Source organism: Paraburkholderia sp. (assembly GCF_047605525.1).
In the GTDB taxonomy this organism is placed as follows: domain Bacteria; phylum Pseudomonadota; class Gammaproteobacteria; order Burkholderiales; family Burkholderiaceae; genus Paraburkholderia.
Genome location: NZ_JASGFN010000025.1, coordinates 26,955 through 39,570, shown reverse-complemented (window position 1 = coordinate 39,570; position 12,616 = coordinate 26,955). Strand labels below are relative to the sequence as shown.

Here is a 12,616-nt window from a genome sequence, read left to right as displayed (position 1 = left end):
CGCGAGGTTCGGCGCGACGCGGCAAAGCCAGAAACCGCGCGGCGCTTAGGGAGAAAACTCTAACCGCCGCGTATGGTTTGTTTCAAACGTTGTCGTCATAATGAGCGGGCCTTTTTTGGAGGAGCACATATGAAATTAAAACAGGCCATAACGGGGATGGCGGTGCTAGCCTGCATGAGCACGGCAGCACATGCGCAATCGGCCGGCAGTTTCTACGTCACGACGGGCTGGTTCCATCTGGCGCCTCAATCGAGCAGCGACCCGTTGACCGTGACCAGCATTGGGGGCAGCCCGACCAACATCACCGAGCCCAACACCGGCGCCTCGCTGAGTTCGGCCGACACAATCGGGTTCACCGCCGGCTACTTCATTACCGATCACATCGCCACCGAATTCGTTATTGGCGTGCCGCCTTCTTTCGACCTGTACGGTTCGGGCAGCCTCGAACAGTTCGGCAAGCTGGGCCAGGCTAAACAGTGGAGCCCGACTCTGCTGTTCAAGTACTACTTCAATGCTCCGACGTCTTCGTTCCGGCCGTATCTCGGTCTCGGCGTGAGCCGCATCTGGTTCACGGGCGAAGAGATCACCAACACCGGATTCGAAGCAAACGTATTGCATGGTCCGACCAGCGTATCGACGGATAGTTCGTGGGAACCCGTGTTTAATGCGGGCTTCACGTACGCGTTCAACCAGCACTGGTTCGCCGGCGCGTCGATTTCGTATCTGCCGCTCAGCACCACCGCCAAACTGACCTCTGCCGCGACCACGCCGGTCGGCACGCTGACCGTGCAGTCGCAAACCAAGATCAGGCTGAACCCGATCGTCACCTACGTCAGCATCGGTTACCGCTTCTAACGCTTCGCGATTTATTAGGGGCTGTTGAGTTAGGTTAGTCGAATTTTGGCGGCCTGGGCAAACGCCGTTATCGATCGGATGACGGCGTTTTCATTTGCGCGGGCTGCGGCACGGCGCGCGCGGGTGTTTGTAAATTTGACGCAGATTCAGGTCCGCCGCGTGCAATATCTGCTGACGATAGGTGGATCCTCCTCGCGCCGCCGCGCGTACAGCCCGTGCGCCGTGAGATGCGCCGGTTTGGCACTGAAGTTGCGTTCTGATGGCGTTTCCCGCGCCGCGACGTGATACCGCGATCGCGACCTTGCGCGGGCTCTTTCAAACTCATCGACGGAGCGACCATGACAGCACTTCCGAATACGAGAGACGCCCTCGGCGAATCCTGGACCAGCGCGAGCCGCCGCGCGCGGCGCATCGCTCGCCACAGCCGCCATGCCGCCGAAGATATCGCGGTTGAACTGCGCACGCTGCTGTCGGAACTCGAATCGACGCTGGCGGACGGCACCCATGCCGACGCCGTCGAATTGCGCGGCAGACTGCGCAAACAGCTGGACTCGGCGCGCTCGCGCCTGAACGACACGCGCGACGCGATGCGCGAACGCGCCGGCGTCGCGATCTCGGATGCCGATCACTACGTGCATGAAAACCCGTGGCAGACGATTGCGATCGTCGGCGGACTCGCGCTGATCGCGGGTGCGTTGTTTGCGTCGCGCTCGCGCTGAGTTGCACCGGCGGGTTGCGCTGAAGCGAGGAAGGGCGTTGCCGTGAGCGCGGATGGACTGAAGCGGGTCCGGGGGGTTTGGTAACGCACGCGCGCGCCCTATGTAAACCGGCCCTCTAGTTATCGTCGATCACGAACAGCCGCTGGTATTCCTTCACCGCATAGCGATCCGTCATGCCCGCGATGTAATGCGCGATCAGGCGCGGCTGCTGCGCCGCATCGGCCGACTGGTAGCCTGGCGGAAGAAGTCGCGGGTCGTCGGTGAACGCGTCGAAAAGGCCGACCACGACGCGCCGCGCCTTGTTGGCCATGCGCATCACCCGATAGTGGCGGTACAGGTTCCTGAACAGAAAGCGCTTGAGCGCCGCGGCCTGCGCGGCGACCGTGTCGCTGTGCGCGACGAGCGGCGGCGCCGCGCGCACGTCGTCGAGCGACGCCGGCGCATGGCGGACCAGATTGAGCCGCGTCGTCTCGATCAGATCGACGATCAGCGTATTGATGATGCGCCGCACCGTCTCGTGAATCAGCCTGCGCCCTTCGATCCGCGGGAAATCTCCACGCGCCGCCTCGTAGTGCGTCTGCCAGAGTTCGACTTCGGCAAGCTGTTCGATCGTCAGCAGCCCGGAGCGCAAGCCGTCGTCGACGTCGTGATTGTTGTACGCGATTTCGTCGGCGACGTTCGCGATCTGCGCTTCGAGCGACGGCTGCCGCCCTTCGAGAAAGCGTTCGCCGAGCGCGCCGAGCCGCCGGGCGTTTTCGCGCGAACAATGTTTGAGGATGCCCTCGCGCGTTTCGAAGCAGAGATTCAGGCCATTGAACGCGCCGTAGTGCTCTTCCAGTTCGTCGACGACCGCGAGGCTCTGCAGATTGTGCTCGAAGCCGCCATGCTCGCGCATGCATTCGTTCAGCGCATCCTGACCGGCGTGGCCAAATGGCGTATGACCGAGATCGTGGGCCAGCGAAATCGCTTCGACGAGGTCTTCGTTGACGCGCAGATTGCGCGCGACCGAACGCGCGATCTGCGCGACTTCGAGGCTGTGAGTGAGGCGCGTGCGAAACAGGTCGCCCTCGTGATTCACGAACACCTGGGTCTTGTACTCGAGCCGGCGGAATGCGGTGGAGTGGACGATACGGTCGCGGTCGCGCTGAAACTCGGTGCGCGCGCTCGGCGCGGCTTCCGGGTAACGGCGCCCGCGCGAGTGGCTCGAATGCGCGGCGTACGGCGCGAGATGCGCTTCGAGCGCCTGCTGGGTCGGCGCCGCGACGGCCAGGGTGTCGCCGGCTTCCGCGCGAGTGGTGGTGGCGCTCACGTCGCTGGTCGCGGCGGCTTTGCGCGCCGCCGGGTCATGCTCGAGGTCGTCGCTGCGCCTGTCAGTCACCGGGTTCTCCGAAACATGGGTGGCGCTCCCGACGCGGATGCGCGACGCGTGGCTGCAACGCCGGGACATATCTAGACGGCGGCGGCCAGCGTCGCATGCACCTCGGCGTCGGGCGCCCGGGTGATCAGCGTCTCACCGAAACGCTTCAGCAGAATGAATTTGATCGCGCCGGCTTCTGCTTTCTTGTCGACCTGCATCAGTTCGACGTAACGGTCAGCGCCGAGCGCGGGCGCGCGGGTCGGCAGATGCGCGGCGACGATCACGTCGACGAGACGCTTGCGCGACGCTTCGTCGAGATGGCCGAGGCGCACGGACAGATCCGCCGCCATCACCATCCCGCAGCCGACCGCCTCGCCGTGCAGCCACTCGCCATAGCCGAGCCCGGCTTCGATCGCGTGACCGAACGTGTGGCCAAAGTTGAGGATCGCGCGCAGTCCGCCTTCGCGCTCGTCCTGCGCGACCACCGACGCCTTGATCTCGCACGAACGCTTGACCGCCTCGGCAAGCGCCGCCGGATCGCAGCGATTCAGCGCTTCGACATTGGCTTCGATCCAGTTGAAAAAACCGGCGTCGGCGATCGCGCCGGTCTTGATGACCTCGGCGACGCCCGCCGCCAGTTCGCGCCCGGGCAGCGTGCGCAGCGCGCCGATGTCGGCAATCACCGCCTGCGGCTGATAAAACGCGCCGATCATGTTCTTGCCGAGCGGGTGATTGATGCCGGTCTTGCCGCCGACCGACGAATCCACCTGCGACAGCAGCGTGGTCGGCACCTGGATGAACGGCACGCCACGCATGTAGCAGGCTGCGGCAAAACCGGTCATATCGCCGATCACGCCGCCGCCAAGCGCGATCAGCGTGGTCTTGCGATCCGCGCGCGAACCGAGCAGCGCGTCGAAGATCAGGTTCAGTGTTTCGAGATTCTTGTACGCCTCGCCGTCCGGCAGGACGACCGTGGACACCTGCCGGTTCAGCGGCGCGAGCGCCGCGCGCAGCGTGTCGCCGTACAGCGGATCGACAGTGGTATTGGTGACGATGGTGACCGAGTTGCCGGCGATGTGCGGCGCGAACAGCTCGGTCCGGCCGATCAGGCCGGCACCGATATGGATGGGATAGGCACGCTCGCCCAGTTCAACGTTGACGGTAATCATACGGTCCATTATGACGCAGGATGTTTGGCGACGCCGGCCATCTCGAGCTGCATCAGAACCATGTTGACGAGTCCGTTGACCGAAGGTCGGCCGGTTTCAATCACGAAATGCGCGCATTCCCGATAGAGCGGGTCGCGCACTTCATAGAGCGCTTCGAGACGCGCCCTGGGGTCTTCCGTCTGCAGGAGCGGGCGATTCTTGTCGCGCCGGGTGCGCAGCCACAGGTCGTGCGGATTGGCGCGCAGATAGATGACGAGGCCGCGGCTTTTCAGCGCTTCGCGGTTTTCCGCCCGCAGCACCGCGCCACCGCCGGTCGCGAGCACGATACTGTCGCGGCCGGTCAGCTCGGCGATCATGTTGGCCTCGCGGTCGCGAAAGCCCGCCTCGCCTTCGAGCTCGAAGATCACCGGAATACGCGCGCCCGTGCGTGCCTCGATTTCATGGTCGGAATCGAAGAACGGGCGCTCGAGACGGCGCGCAACCGCCCGGCCCACAGTGGTTTTCCCTGCCCCCATGAGCCCTACGAAAAATACATTGGCGTGTGCGTCCCGCGCTTGCAACGGTGTCCTCTGGCTAATCCGGTGTAGTTCGTGCCGCAGCTTACTGGCAAAGCGGCTGCCTTGTCGAGCCTGCGCGCCGCCGCCGGCGGACGGCGCCGGCAGCGTGCCCTAATTTTCCCGCGCGATTTCCTGCACGACGCGCGGCGTGATGAAAATCGCCAGTTCGCTGCGCTGGTCGCGATGGGCCCGGTTGCGGAACAGCGCGCCCAGCACCGGTATTTTGCCGAGGAATGGCACCCGCTCCACGTCGTCCCGGTCGTCGGCCGCGTAAATTCCGCCGATCGACACCGTACCACCATCCTCGACCTCGACGCGCGTTTGCACGTGCTTGGTGTTGATCGCGGGGCCGGCGTCGGTCTGCTCGCCGACGCTGTCTTTCGCAACGTCGAGATCCAGCACCACGCGGCCGTCCGGCATGATCTGCGGTTCGACCTCCAGTTTGAGCGTCGCGCGGCGAAACTGCACGCCGGATACGCCCTGCCCCACCTTGGCCTGATACGGCAGCTCGCTGCCCTGCTCGACGACCGCCTTCATCCGGTCCGCGGTGACGACCCGCGGACTCGAGACGATTTTCCCATGCCCCTCGGCCTCGAGCGCGGAAAGCTCGATATTCAGGAGCCGCGTCGCGTGGGCCGCGAACAGCGTGAGGCCGGCGGTCGCGGCCTCGAAACCCGAGATCGGACGGGCCGACAGATCGTAGACGGTGCCGTCCGTGCCGCCGTTGAGCCCCCTGCCCGTGCCGTCGGGGCTCGTGCCCGCAAGCGAGAGCCGCACGCCGAGATTGCGCGAAAAACCATACTCGCCTTCGACGATGCGCGCCTCGATCAGCACCTGGCGGGTCGGCCGGTCGACGGCGGCGATCAGCGCCGCGATCTGCTCGAGACGCCCCGCGAGATCGGTCACGAACAGCAGGTTGGTGCGCGGATCGGCGGTTGCCGCACCGCGTTTGGACAGCACGCGCTGGGTGCCGGAACCGGTGAGCAGGCGCCGCACGTCCTCGGCGTGCGCATAGTGAAGCTGGATCGTGCGGCTCGCGAGCGGTTCGAGGTCCGCGGCGCGCGCGTGCGCGGCGAAGCGCTGCCGCTCGCGCGCGGCCAGTTCCGCGGCCGGGGCGACCCAGATCACGTTGCCGTGGCGCTCCATCGACAGGTTGTTGACGTCGAGCAGCGTGTCGAACGCGGTGCGCCAGGGCACCTTGTCGAGCCGCAGTGACACGGCGCCGCGCACCTTGTCGCTCGCGACGATGTTGAGCCCGGTGAACTCGGCGAACGACCTGAGCACCGCGCTCAGTTCGGCATGCTGGAAGTTCAATGAGATCGGCTTGTCGTCGGCCGCGGAGCCGGCATCGGCGACGTCGGCGCCTGGCCGCGCGCCGCTCAGGCGTACAGGTGGTGGCAGCGGGACAGGCGGTCCTTCGAGCGTGTTCGCACTGGCGGTGTCGTCTCGGGGCGGCGCAGCGAGTTGTTGCGGCGGTGGTGTGACGCCGGCGGCGGCATCGTCCGTGGCGGTGTCGGGCGCAGTGTCTGACGACGAAGCCGTTTGGGCAGCATCCGCGTCCTGCATTTCGTTTTGCGCGAGGTCTTGTGGCGCGTCTCGTGCCGATTCGTAGCGAAACGGGTTCGGCACGCCGCCGAGGCCCTCGCGCGGCAGCGGTGCCGTTTCGTACGCGGCATCGGCAAGCGCGATCCGATCCTCCGCCGGCATGTAGGCCGGCAACGGCGGCCGCAGCGGCGGCATCGAAGCCTGCGCGATGCCGACGCCGAGCGTAACGCTGACACAGAAGCCGAAACACAGGCCGACAGCAGAACCGGCATAGCGCGTCACACGTGATGCCGCCACGCTCCATCGCTTCATCCAGCTCATCATGAGGCCTCCGTCAACGTCAGCGTGCGCGTCGTGCCGCCGTTCGCGAGCGTGATGCCGAGCTCGTCGAGTTGGGTGACCCGCTCGGCGCCCAGTTGCTCTCCGGCCGCGACCGTGGTTGCGCCTTCCGGCGTGTCGAGCAACGCGAGCCCGCGCGTACGATCGCGCAGCAAGCCGACCAGCCGCAGTTCCGCTGCGTCGGCTGGCTCGCCGTCCGCGGACATCCTCGGCTGCGAAAACGGATCGAAGAACACGATCTCCTCGTCGTCCTCATCGAGGCTTGCGTCGTCATACGCATGCGCGGTCTCGGCCCGAGACGCCGGGCGCAGCGCATCGAACACGCGCAGCGTCGCGCTCATCGACAGCGCCGCGCCGTCCTGCTTGACGGTCACATCGACGGGAACCATCAGCACCGGCAATTGCGAAAGCCCGTGAAAGAATGCCATCAGGTGAACGAAATCCGTGTGCGCGGTGAGCTGCAAGGAACGCATGCGCTCGCTGCCCTCGCCGCTCGTCGGACCGGGCTCGACCGCGAGCAATGCGACGCCGTTCTGAGCGGCCAGTTCGGAGACGCCGCGCACGTCGTCGGCGGAACTCCACGACGCGACAGCCGAATGCACGGCCGGCATCGCGGCGGCTGTGCGGCGCAATGACGGCAATTGCGTGAGCGTCCGCCGCGCTTCCTCGATACGCTGTGCGCTGGCCGTCAACGCCGCGCGGCTCGCTTCCAGCCCGCACAGATCGGCGGCGATCCAGCCATGCGCGCCAAGGCCAAACACCAGTGTGGCAATCAGCGCCGCAACCAGCCGGCGACGACGCCGGCTCCATGCATCGAGCGGCAGACGCGCGCGCTTTATCCACTGCGAAAGACCGGCGGATACAGGCATCGCGCCGCCCGCCTCAAAAAAGGTCGTATTCATTTCGTACCCTCCGATGGTTCGGGCTTCGCCATGCGCGCTGTCGTGGGCCCGGTGAGGCGAACGGGTTTGGGCGGCGGATCACCCCAGCGCAGGCGCGCGTTGAACTCGACGGGAGCGCTCACCGCTTTATCCGCGTGGCCGCCGCGCATCGCCGGCCGATGCAGATCGCGCACTTCCGCGCCCGTCACGCCGTGAACCGCGCTGAGCCGCTTGAGCCACTCGGCCGAAGCGATATGGCTGCGCGACGTGGCGAGCAACTCGGTCTCGTATTCGCGCTGGCGCAATTGCCGCAACACGACGCCATCGCCCGGTTCGAAGCTCAGCGCTTCGAGCAGATCGAGCAGATGCGCAAGCGGCTCCGACAGGCTCGTTGCGCGCGCCGCGTTTGCCCGCGCTTCATCCCGCGCGCGCAGCAGCTTCGTGTGCTCCGCGAGCGGCGCGCCGAGTTGCGTGAATGCCTGTTCGGCCGACGCGCGCCGCGCATCGAGCCGCGTCTTTTCGAATGCCTGCCAGCCGGCGAGCGCGAGCACGGCGGCAGCGCCCACGCACGCCGCCACGGCCCAGTCGCGCAGACAGCGCCGCCGCGCGAGCCGCGCATTGCGTTGCCGGTAAGGCAGCAGATTGAAGCCGCCGAGCCACGGCATGGCAACGCGCTTGTCACTCACCGGCGAGCCCGCCGCCCGCCCCAATGAAAACGAAAGGCCGCGCATCATTCGATCACCCCGCGCAGCGCGAGGCCGAACGCAACCGCGCCGGCCGGCTCGTGCAGCAGTTCGTCGTCGAACGGCCGCACGCGTTTGCCGAGCAGCGCGCACTCGAACGGCAGCACCGAGCAGCCCAGCACGTCGCCGATATCCGCGAGCGAAAAACCCACGCCGTCGAGCAGATCGATTTCGCCGCCGACCAGCGCGCAGTCGAACTCCGGGCCGTGGACCAGATCGCGCAGTGCGTCCGCGAGATCGGCATGCTCGGGCGCCGGATAGTGCATGTCGCCGTCGATCACGCCGTCGGCGATGCGCCAGCCGTACACGCCGTCCGTGCCGATCCACACCGCCGCGTACGGCTCGTTCGGATCGAATTCATGGCTCGCCGCGTAGCGCATCGCGCGCAGCGCCGCATGCGGCTCGCCGTCGATCGCGGTCAACGAAATACCCGCGCTCGCCGCGCATTCGATGCGCGCTTCGAGGTGCCGACGGGCGGTCGTGGCGATCGTCACCGCGGGTACCGGCGCGGAGCGCTCGTCGACGAACCAGTCGACCGCGAGCGCATGGCGTTCGAGCCCGGCAATCCGCTCCGCTTCGCCCATCACAGCCGGCGCGAGTCCGGCGAGCGCGGGGCCGCCATCCTCCTGCTCGCAATGGCTCTGCGCGGCGAGCCGCGCGAGCGGCACCGTCGTCGTCAGCGTGGCCGACGCGGGCACCGCCATCGCGCATTGCAGCGCATGCGCGGTACACACGCGCGGCAGACCGGAGAACGCATCGCGCAATGCACGCGCGACCACCTGCCGGTCAGCGATGTCGGTGCCCGCCATGGCGCCGGCGGCAAGCGGCACCGTGCTCATGTATTCGAGATGCAGCGCACCGCATGCGCGCGAACGCTGACTCAGCACGACCAGCCTCACGTTTTGCGAACCGATGTCGATCCCGGCGGCGAAACGCTGTCCGCCCGATTGCACTGCCTGAAGCCACGAATTTCCCAATGCCATACGCCCTCCCTCTGCCTCACGCGACGAACCATTCGAACGCGAGTAACGAGGGATCATTGTGGAGAGACACGGCGCCGCGCGACACTCAGCCAAATGGCCAACGTCGACGCTAAAGCGCCCCGCGCGACATCAAACGGACTACAGTGAGGTCATTGCCGCGGGATGCGATTCCCGCGCGCGTGTCCGCCTCGCGTCGCGCATGCGCCGGCCGTAAGCAGGTCGAAAGCCGGGAGGCGAGGCGGCTATAATCGCGGGACTGCTTTTCCGGTATCCCTATGCAATCCACGTCTCCTACGTCCCCGCCGCCCGCGCCGAAAAAGCGCAAACGCCCGTTGTGGCAGAAACTCATCCTCGGCTTTGCTGGATTGATCGTGGCGGGCGTCGTGTGCGTGGCGCTGCTCGTCGGCTATGCGCTCGTGGTCGCGACGCCGAACCTGCCCTCGCTCGATGCGCTGACCGACTATCGCCCCAAGGTGCCGCTGCGCATCTACACGGCCGACCACGTGCTGATCGGCGAATTCGGCGAGGAACGGCGCGACATCGTGCACATCCAGGACGTGCCCGACAGCCTGAAGAAAGCAATCCTCGCGATCGAGGACGCGCGCTTCTACGACCACGGCGGCGTCGACCTCACCGGCATCGCGCGCGCCGGCTTCGTCGCGCTGACCAACGGCCACGCCACGCAAGGCGCGAGCACGATCACGATGCAGGTCGCGCGCAACTTCTTCCTGTCGAGCGAGAAGACCTACACGCGCAAGATTTACGAGATGCTGCTCGCGTACAAGATCGAGTCAAAGCTGACGAAGGATCAGATTCTCGAGGTGTACATGAATCAGATCTATCTCGGTCAGCGCGCGTACGGTTTCGCGAGCGCGGCGCGCGTGTATTTCGGCAAGGACCTGAAGGATCTGACGCTCGCCGAATCGGCGATGCTCGCCGGTCTGCCGAAGGCGCCGTCCGCGTATAACCCGGTCGTCAATCCGAAGCGCGCGAAAGTGCGGCAGGAGTACATCCTGCAGCGCATGTACGAGCTGCACTACATCACCCAGGAACAGTACGACGACGCGCGCAGTCAGCCGCTCGTCGTCAAGGGCCTCGGCAAGGAGTACAGCGTGCACGCGGAATACGTCGCCGAAATGGTGCGGCAGATGATGTACGCGCAGTATCGCGAAGAGGCTTACACGCTCGGCCTGAACGTCGTGACCACGATCGATTCGGCCGATCAGGACGTCGCCTATCACGCGCTGCGCAAGGGGCTGATGGACTACGAGCGCCGGCACGGCTACCGCGGGCCGGAGGCGTTCATCGATCTGCCGTCCGACGCGCAGGAGCGCGAACAGGCAATCGACGACGCGCTGCTCGAGCATCCGGACAACGGCGAGATCATCGCGGCCGTCGTGACGGCGGCCAGCCCGAAGCAGGTGCAGGCGACGTTCATCGACGGCAACGTCGCGACCATTCAGGGCGATGGCCTGCGCTATGCGCAGTCCGCGCTGAGCGCGCGCGCGCAGCCGAATCAGCGCATCCGGCCGGGCGCGATCGTCCGCCTCGTGAAGAACGGCGACGGCGACTGGTCGATCACGCAACTGCCGCAGGTGGAAGGCGCGTTTATCTCGGTGGTCCCACAGGACGGCGCAATCCGCGCGCTGGTCGGCGGCTTCGATTTCAACAAGAACAAGTTCAACCACGTGACCCAGGCGTGGCGCCAGCCGGGCTCGAGCTTCAAGCCGTTCATCTATTCGGCGTCGCTCGAAAAGGGGCTGGGGCCAGCCACGATCATCAACGACGCGCCGCTCTTTTTCAGCGCCGCCGAAACCGGCGGCCAGGCGTGGGAGCCGAAGAACTACGGCGGCGGCTTCGACGGTCCGATGACGATGCGCACCGCGCTGCAGAAGTCGAAGAACCTCGTGTCGATCCGTATCCTGAACCAGATCGGCCCGAAGTACGCGCAGCAGTACATCACGCGCTTCGGCTTCGACGCGGAGCGACACCCCGCCTATCTGCCGATGGCGCTCGGTGCCGGTCTCGTCACGCCGCTGCAGATGGCCGGCGCGTTCTCGGTGTTCGCAAACGGCGGCTACCGGATCAACCCGTATCTGATCGCCGAAGTCACCGATCAGCGCGGCGTCGTCGTCACGCATGCGCAGCCGCTCGTGGCCGGGCAAAGCGCGCCGTACGCGATCGAACCGCGCAACGCGTACATCATGAACAGCCTGCTGCAAAGCGTCGCGCAACGCGGCACGGGCGCGAAGTCCAACTCGCTCAAGCGCACCGATCTCGCCGGCAAGACCGGCACGACCAACGACTCGCGCGACGCGTGGTTCGCCGGCTATCAGCACACGCTCACCGCGATCGCATGGATCGGCTACGACAACCCGCGCAGTCTCGGCGACAAGGAAACCGGCGGCGGCCTCGCGCTACCGGTGTGGATCGAGTACATGGGACGCGCGCTGAAGGGCGTGCCCGAATACAGGATGCCGATGCCCGACGGCGTGGTCGAGCTGGGCTCGGAGCTGTATCTCGAGGACTTCACGCCGGGGCACGGCTTCGTCGCGACGGTCGGCGTGAGTCAGGCGACGCTCGACGCCGCGGCCGCGGCGAGCGCCGCTTCGGCCGCGCCGGAACAGGTCGGCGAGCAGGAGAAGCAGGACATCATGAATCTGTTCCGCGGACACTGAGTCCGCGTCGAGGTCTCGCCAGAAATGCAAAACCGCCGCGTTCGATACGCGGCGGTTCTGTTTTTGAGACTGCGGTTTGCGCGCTTGCCGCGCTGTCGCTTACTGCGCGGTAATCCGCACCGGCTCGCCAGCCTGCTCGCTCGCATATTGCGACAGCGCCGCAAAAAACTCCGCGCCGCTGCGCGTATCGCGCCATTCGCCATCGACGAAACGGAAGTGAAAACCGCCCGCCTTCGCCGCGATCCAGATCTCGCTCATCGGCGGCTGAAGGTTGACGATGATCTTCGTGCGGTTCTCGAATTCGAGCGTCAGAACGTTGCCGCTGCGCTCGAGCTCGATGTCGGCGCCGGTGTCGTCGAGCGCGCTCTCGATGGCGGCCAGTACGGCTTCCGCACGGGTCAGGTAATCACTATCGGACATGCTAAACTCCATCGATTATTCATTCAGGGACAGTCATGCGAGTCGTAACTCGGATGCGCGCGGCGGCGCCCGGCCGCGCGATTGTAGCGGTTTTAGCCATTTTCGCAGGTTGCGCGCTCGCCGGTTGCGGTCAACGCGGCTCGCTCTATCTGCCTACTGTGCCACCGCTGCCTGCCCCGCCGGCCCATCGTACGCAAACGCCGCCGGATCAAACGCAACCGGCTACCGACACGAGCACGATTCCGGACACCTCGGGCACGCCGCTCACGCTCGCGCCCGAAGAGCAGCTCGCCACGCCGCCCGCTTCGGCGGCTTCCGCTCCCGCCGTGCCGCTGCCCGCCTCTGCTGTCCCTTCCGTTCAATAAGACTT

General features: G+C 66.2%; 12 protein-coding genes. 4 read left to right on the top strand and 8 right to left on the bottom strand.

Features of this window, described 5'->3' with window-relative positions:
• Positions 1 to 129 precede the first annotated feature (129 nt).
• A complete protein-coding gene (locus QM685_RS29065) occupies positions 130 to 855 on the top strand; it encodes an OmpW/AlkL family protein (RefSeq protein ID WP_415121934.1) in 726 nt (241 codons plus the stop codon).
• Positions 856 to 1,193: 338 nt separating this feature from the next.
• Positions 1,194 to 1,574 carry a DUF883 family protein gene (locus QM685_RS29060; RefSeq protein WP_415121932.1) on the top strand — a complete coding sequence of 127 codons (381 nt, stop codon included), beginning with the start codon at positions 1,194 to 1,196 and terminating at the stop codon, positions 1,572 to 1,574.
• A gap of 115 nt (positions 1,575 to 1,689) precedes the next feature.
• Here the strand turns inward: QM685_RS29060 and QM685_RS29055 are convergent, their stop codons facing one another.
• The 7 genes from QM685_RS29055 to pilM form a co-directional block, all read right to left on the bottom strand.
• Positions 1,690 to 2,883: a deoxyguanosinetriphosphate triphosphohydrolase gene (locus QM685_RS29055; protein ID WP_415122072.1), complete on the bottom strand. Its 1,194-nt coding sequence runs from the start codon at positions 2,881 to 2,883 to the stop codon at positions 1,690 to 1,692.
• A 140-nt stretch (positions 2,884 to 3,023) separates the two neighbouring features.
• A complete protein-coding gene (gene aroB / locus QM685_RS29050) occupies positions 3,024 to 4,109 on the bottom strand; it encodes a 3-dehydroquinate synthase (protein ID WP_415121930.1) in 1,086 nt (361 codons plus the stop codon).
• Entirely contained in the window at positions 4,109 to 4,660 is a 552-nt protein-coding gene (locus QM685_RS29045) for a shikimate kinase (protein ID WP_415121928.1), read from the bottom strand. Before QM685_RS29045 ends, aroB begins: the two co-directional genes overlap by 1 nt.
• A 108-nt stretch (positions 4,661 to 4,768) precedes the next feature.
• Positions 4,769 to 6,526 carry a type IV pilus secretin PilQ gene (locus QM685_RS29040; protein WP_415121926.1) on the bottom strand — a complete coding sequence of 586 codons (1,758 nt, stop codon included), beginning with the start codon at positions 6,524 to 6,526 and terminating at the stop codon, positions 4,769 to 4,771.
• Positions 6,523 to 7,443, bottom strand: a complete 921-nt coding sequence (locus QM685_RS29035) for a hypothetical protein (RefSeq protein ID WP_415121924.1) — start codon at positions 7,441 to 7,443, stop codon at positions 6,523 to 6,525. Before QM685_RS29035 ends, QM685_RS29040 begins: the two co-directional genes overlap by 4 nt.
• Complete coding sequence (locus tag QM685_RS29030; protein ID WP_415121922.1) at positions 7,440 to 8,156, bottom strand: fimbrial assembly protein; 717 nt, start codon at positions 8,154 to 8,156, stop codon at positions 7,440 to 7,442. The genes QM685_RS29035 and QM685_RS29030 overlap by 4 nt, the downstream gene beginning before the upstream one ends.
• The gene (gene pilM, locus QM685_RS29025; protein WP_415121920.1) at positions 8,153 to 9,148 is read right to left on the bottom strand and encodes a type IV pilus biogenesis protein PilM; all 996 of its coding nucleotides are present in this window, start codon (positions 9,146 to 9,148) and stop codon (positions 8,153 to 8,155) included. The genes QM685_RS29030 and pilM overlap by 4 nt, the downstream gene beginning before the upstream one ends.
• Positions 9,149 to 9,423: 275 nt before the next feature.
• Between pilM and QM685_RS29020 the strand changes: the two genes are divergently transcribed.
• The gene (locus QM685_RS29020; protein ID WP_415121918.1) at positions 9,424 to 11,826 is read left to right on the top strand and encodes a penicillin-binding protein 1A; all 2,403 of its coding nucleotides are present in this window, start codon (positions 9,424 to 9,426) and stop codon (positions 11,824 to 11,826) included.
• Positions 11,827 to 11,925: 99 nt separating this feature from the next.
• Here QM685_RS29020 and cyaY read toward each other — a convergent pair whose 3' ends face one another.
• Positions 11,926 to 12,246, bottom strand: coding sequence for an iron donor protein CyaY (gene cyaY / locus QM685_RS29015; protein WP_415121916.1), 321 nt, complete (start codon positions 12,244 to 12,246; stop codon positions 11,926 to 11,928).
• A gap of 35 nt (positions 12,247 to 12,281) precedes the next feature.
• Between cyaY and lptM the strand changes: the two genes are divergently transcribed.
• On the top strand, positions 12,282 to 12,611 hold the full coding sequence (gene lptM / locus QM685_RS29010) for an LPS translocon maturation chaperone LptM (RefSeq protein ID WP_415121914.1): 330 nt from the start codon (positions 12,282 to 12,284) through the stop codon (positions 12,609 to 12,611).
• The last annotated feature ends 5 nt before the right edge of the window (positions 12,612 to 12,616 follow it).

Coding starts and splice junctions, on each gene's coding strand:
- QM685_RS29065 (WP_415121934.1), top strand. CDS start 130: ATGAAATTAAAACAGGCCATAACGGGGATGGCGGTGCTAGCCTGCATG.
- QM685_RS29060 (WP_415121932.1), top strand. CDS start 1,194: ATGACAGCACTTCCGAATACGAGAGACGCCCTCGGCGAATCCTGGACC.
- aroB (WP_415121930.1), bottom strand. CDS start 4,109: ATGGACCGTATGATTACCGTCAACGTTGAACTGGGCGAGCGTGCCTAT.
- QM685_RS29040 (WP_415121926.1), bottom strand. CDS start 6,526: ATGATGAGCTGGATGAAGCGATGGAGCGTGGCGGCATCACGTGTGACG.
- QM685_RS29035 (WP_415121924.1), bottom strand. CDS start 7,443: ATGAATACGACCTTTTTTGAGGCGGGCGGCGCGATGCCTGTATCCGCC.
- QM685_RS29030 (WP_415121922.1), bottom strand. CDS start 8,156: ATGATGCGCGGCCTTTCGTTTTCATTGGGGCGGGCGGCGGGCTCGCCG.
- pilM (WP_415121920.1), bottom strand. CDS start 9,148: ATGGCATTGGGAAATTCGTGGCTTCAGGCAGTGCAATCGGGCGGACAG.
- QM685_RS29020 (WP_415121918.1), top strand. CDS start 9,424: ATGCAATCCACGTCTCCTACGTCCCCGCCGCCCGCGCCGAAAAAGCGC.
- cyaY (WP_415121916.1), bottom strand. CDS start 12,246: ATGTCCGATAGTGATTACCTGACCCGTGCGGAAGCCGTACTGGCCGCC.
- lptM (WP_415121914.1), top strand. CDS start 12,282: ATGCGAGTCGTAACTCGGATGCGCGCGGCGGCGCCCGGCCGCGCGATT.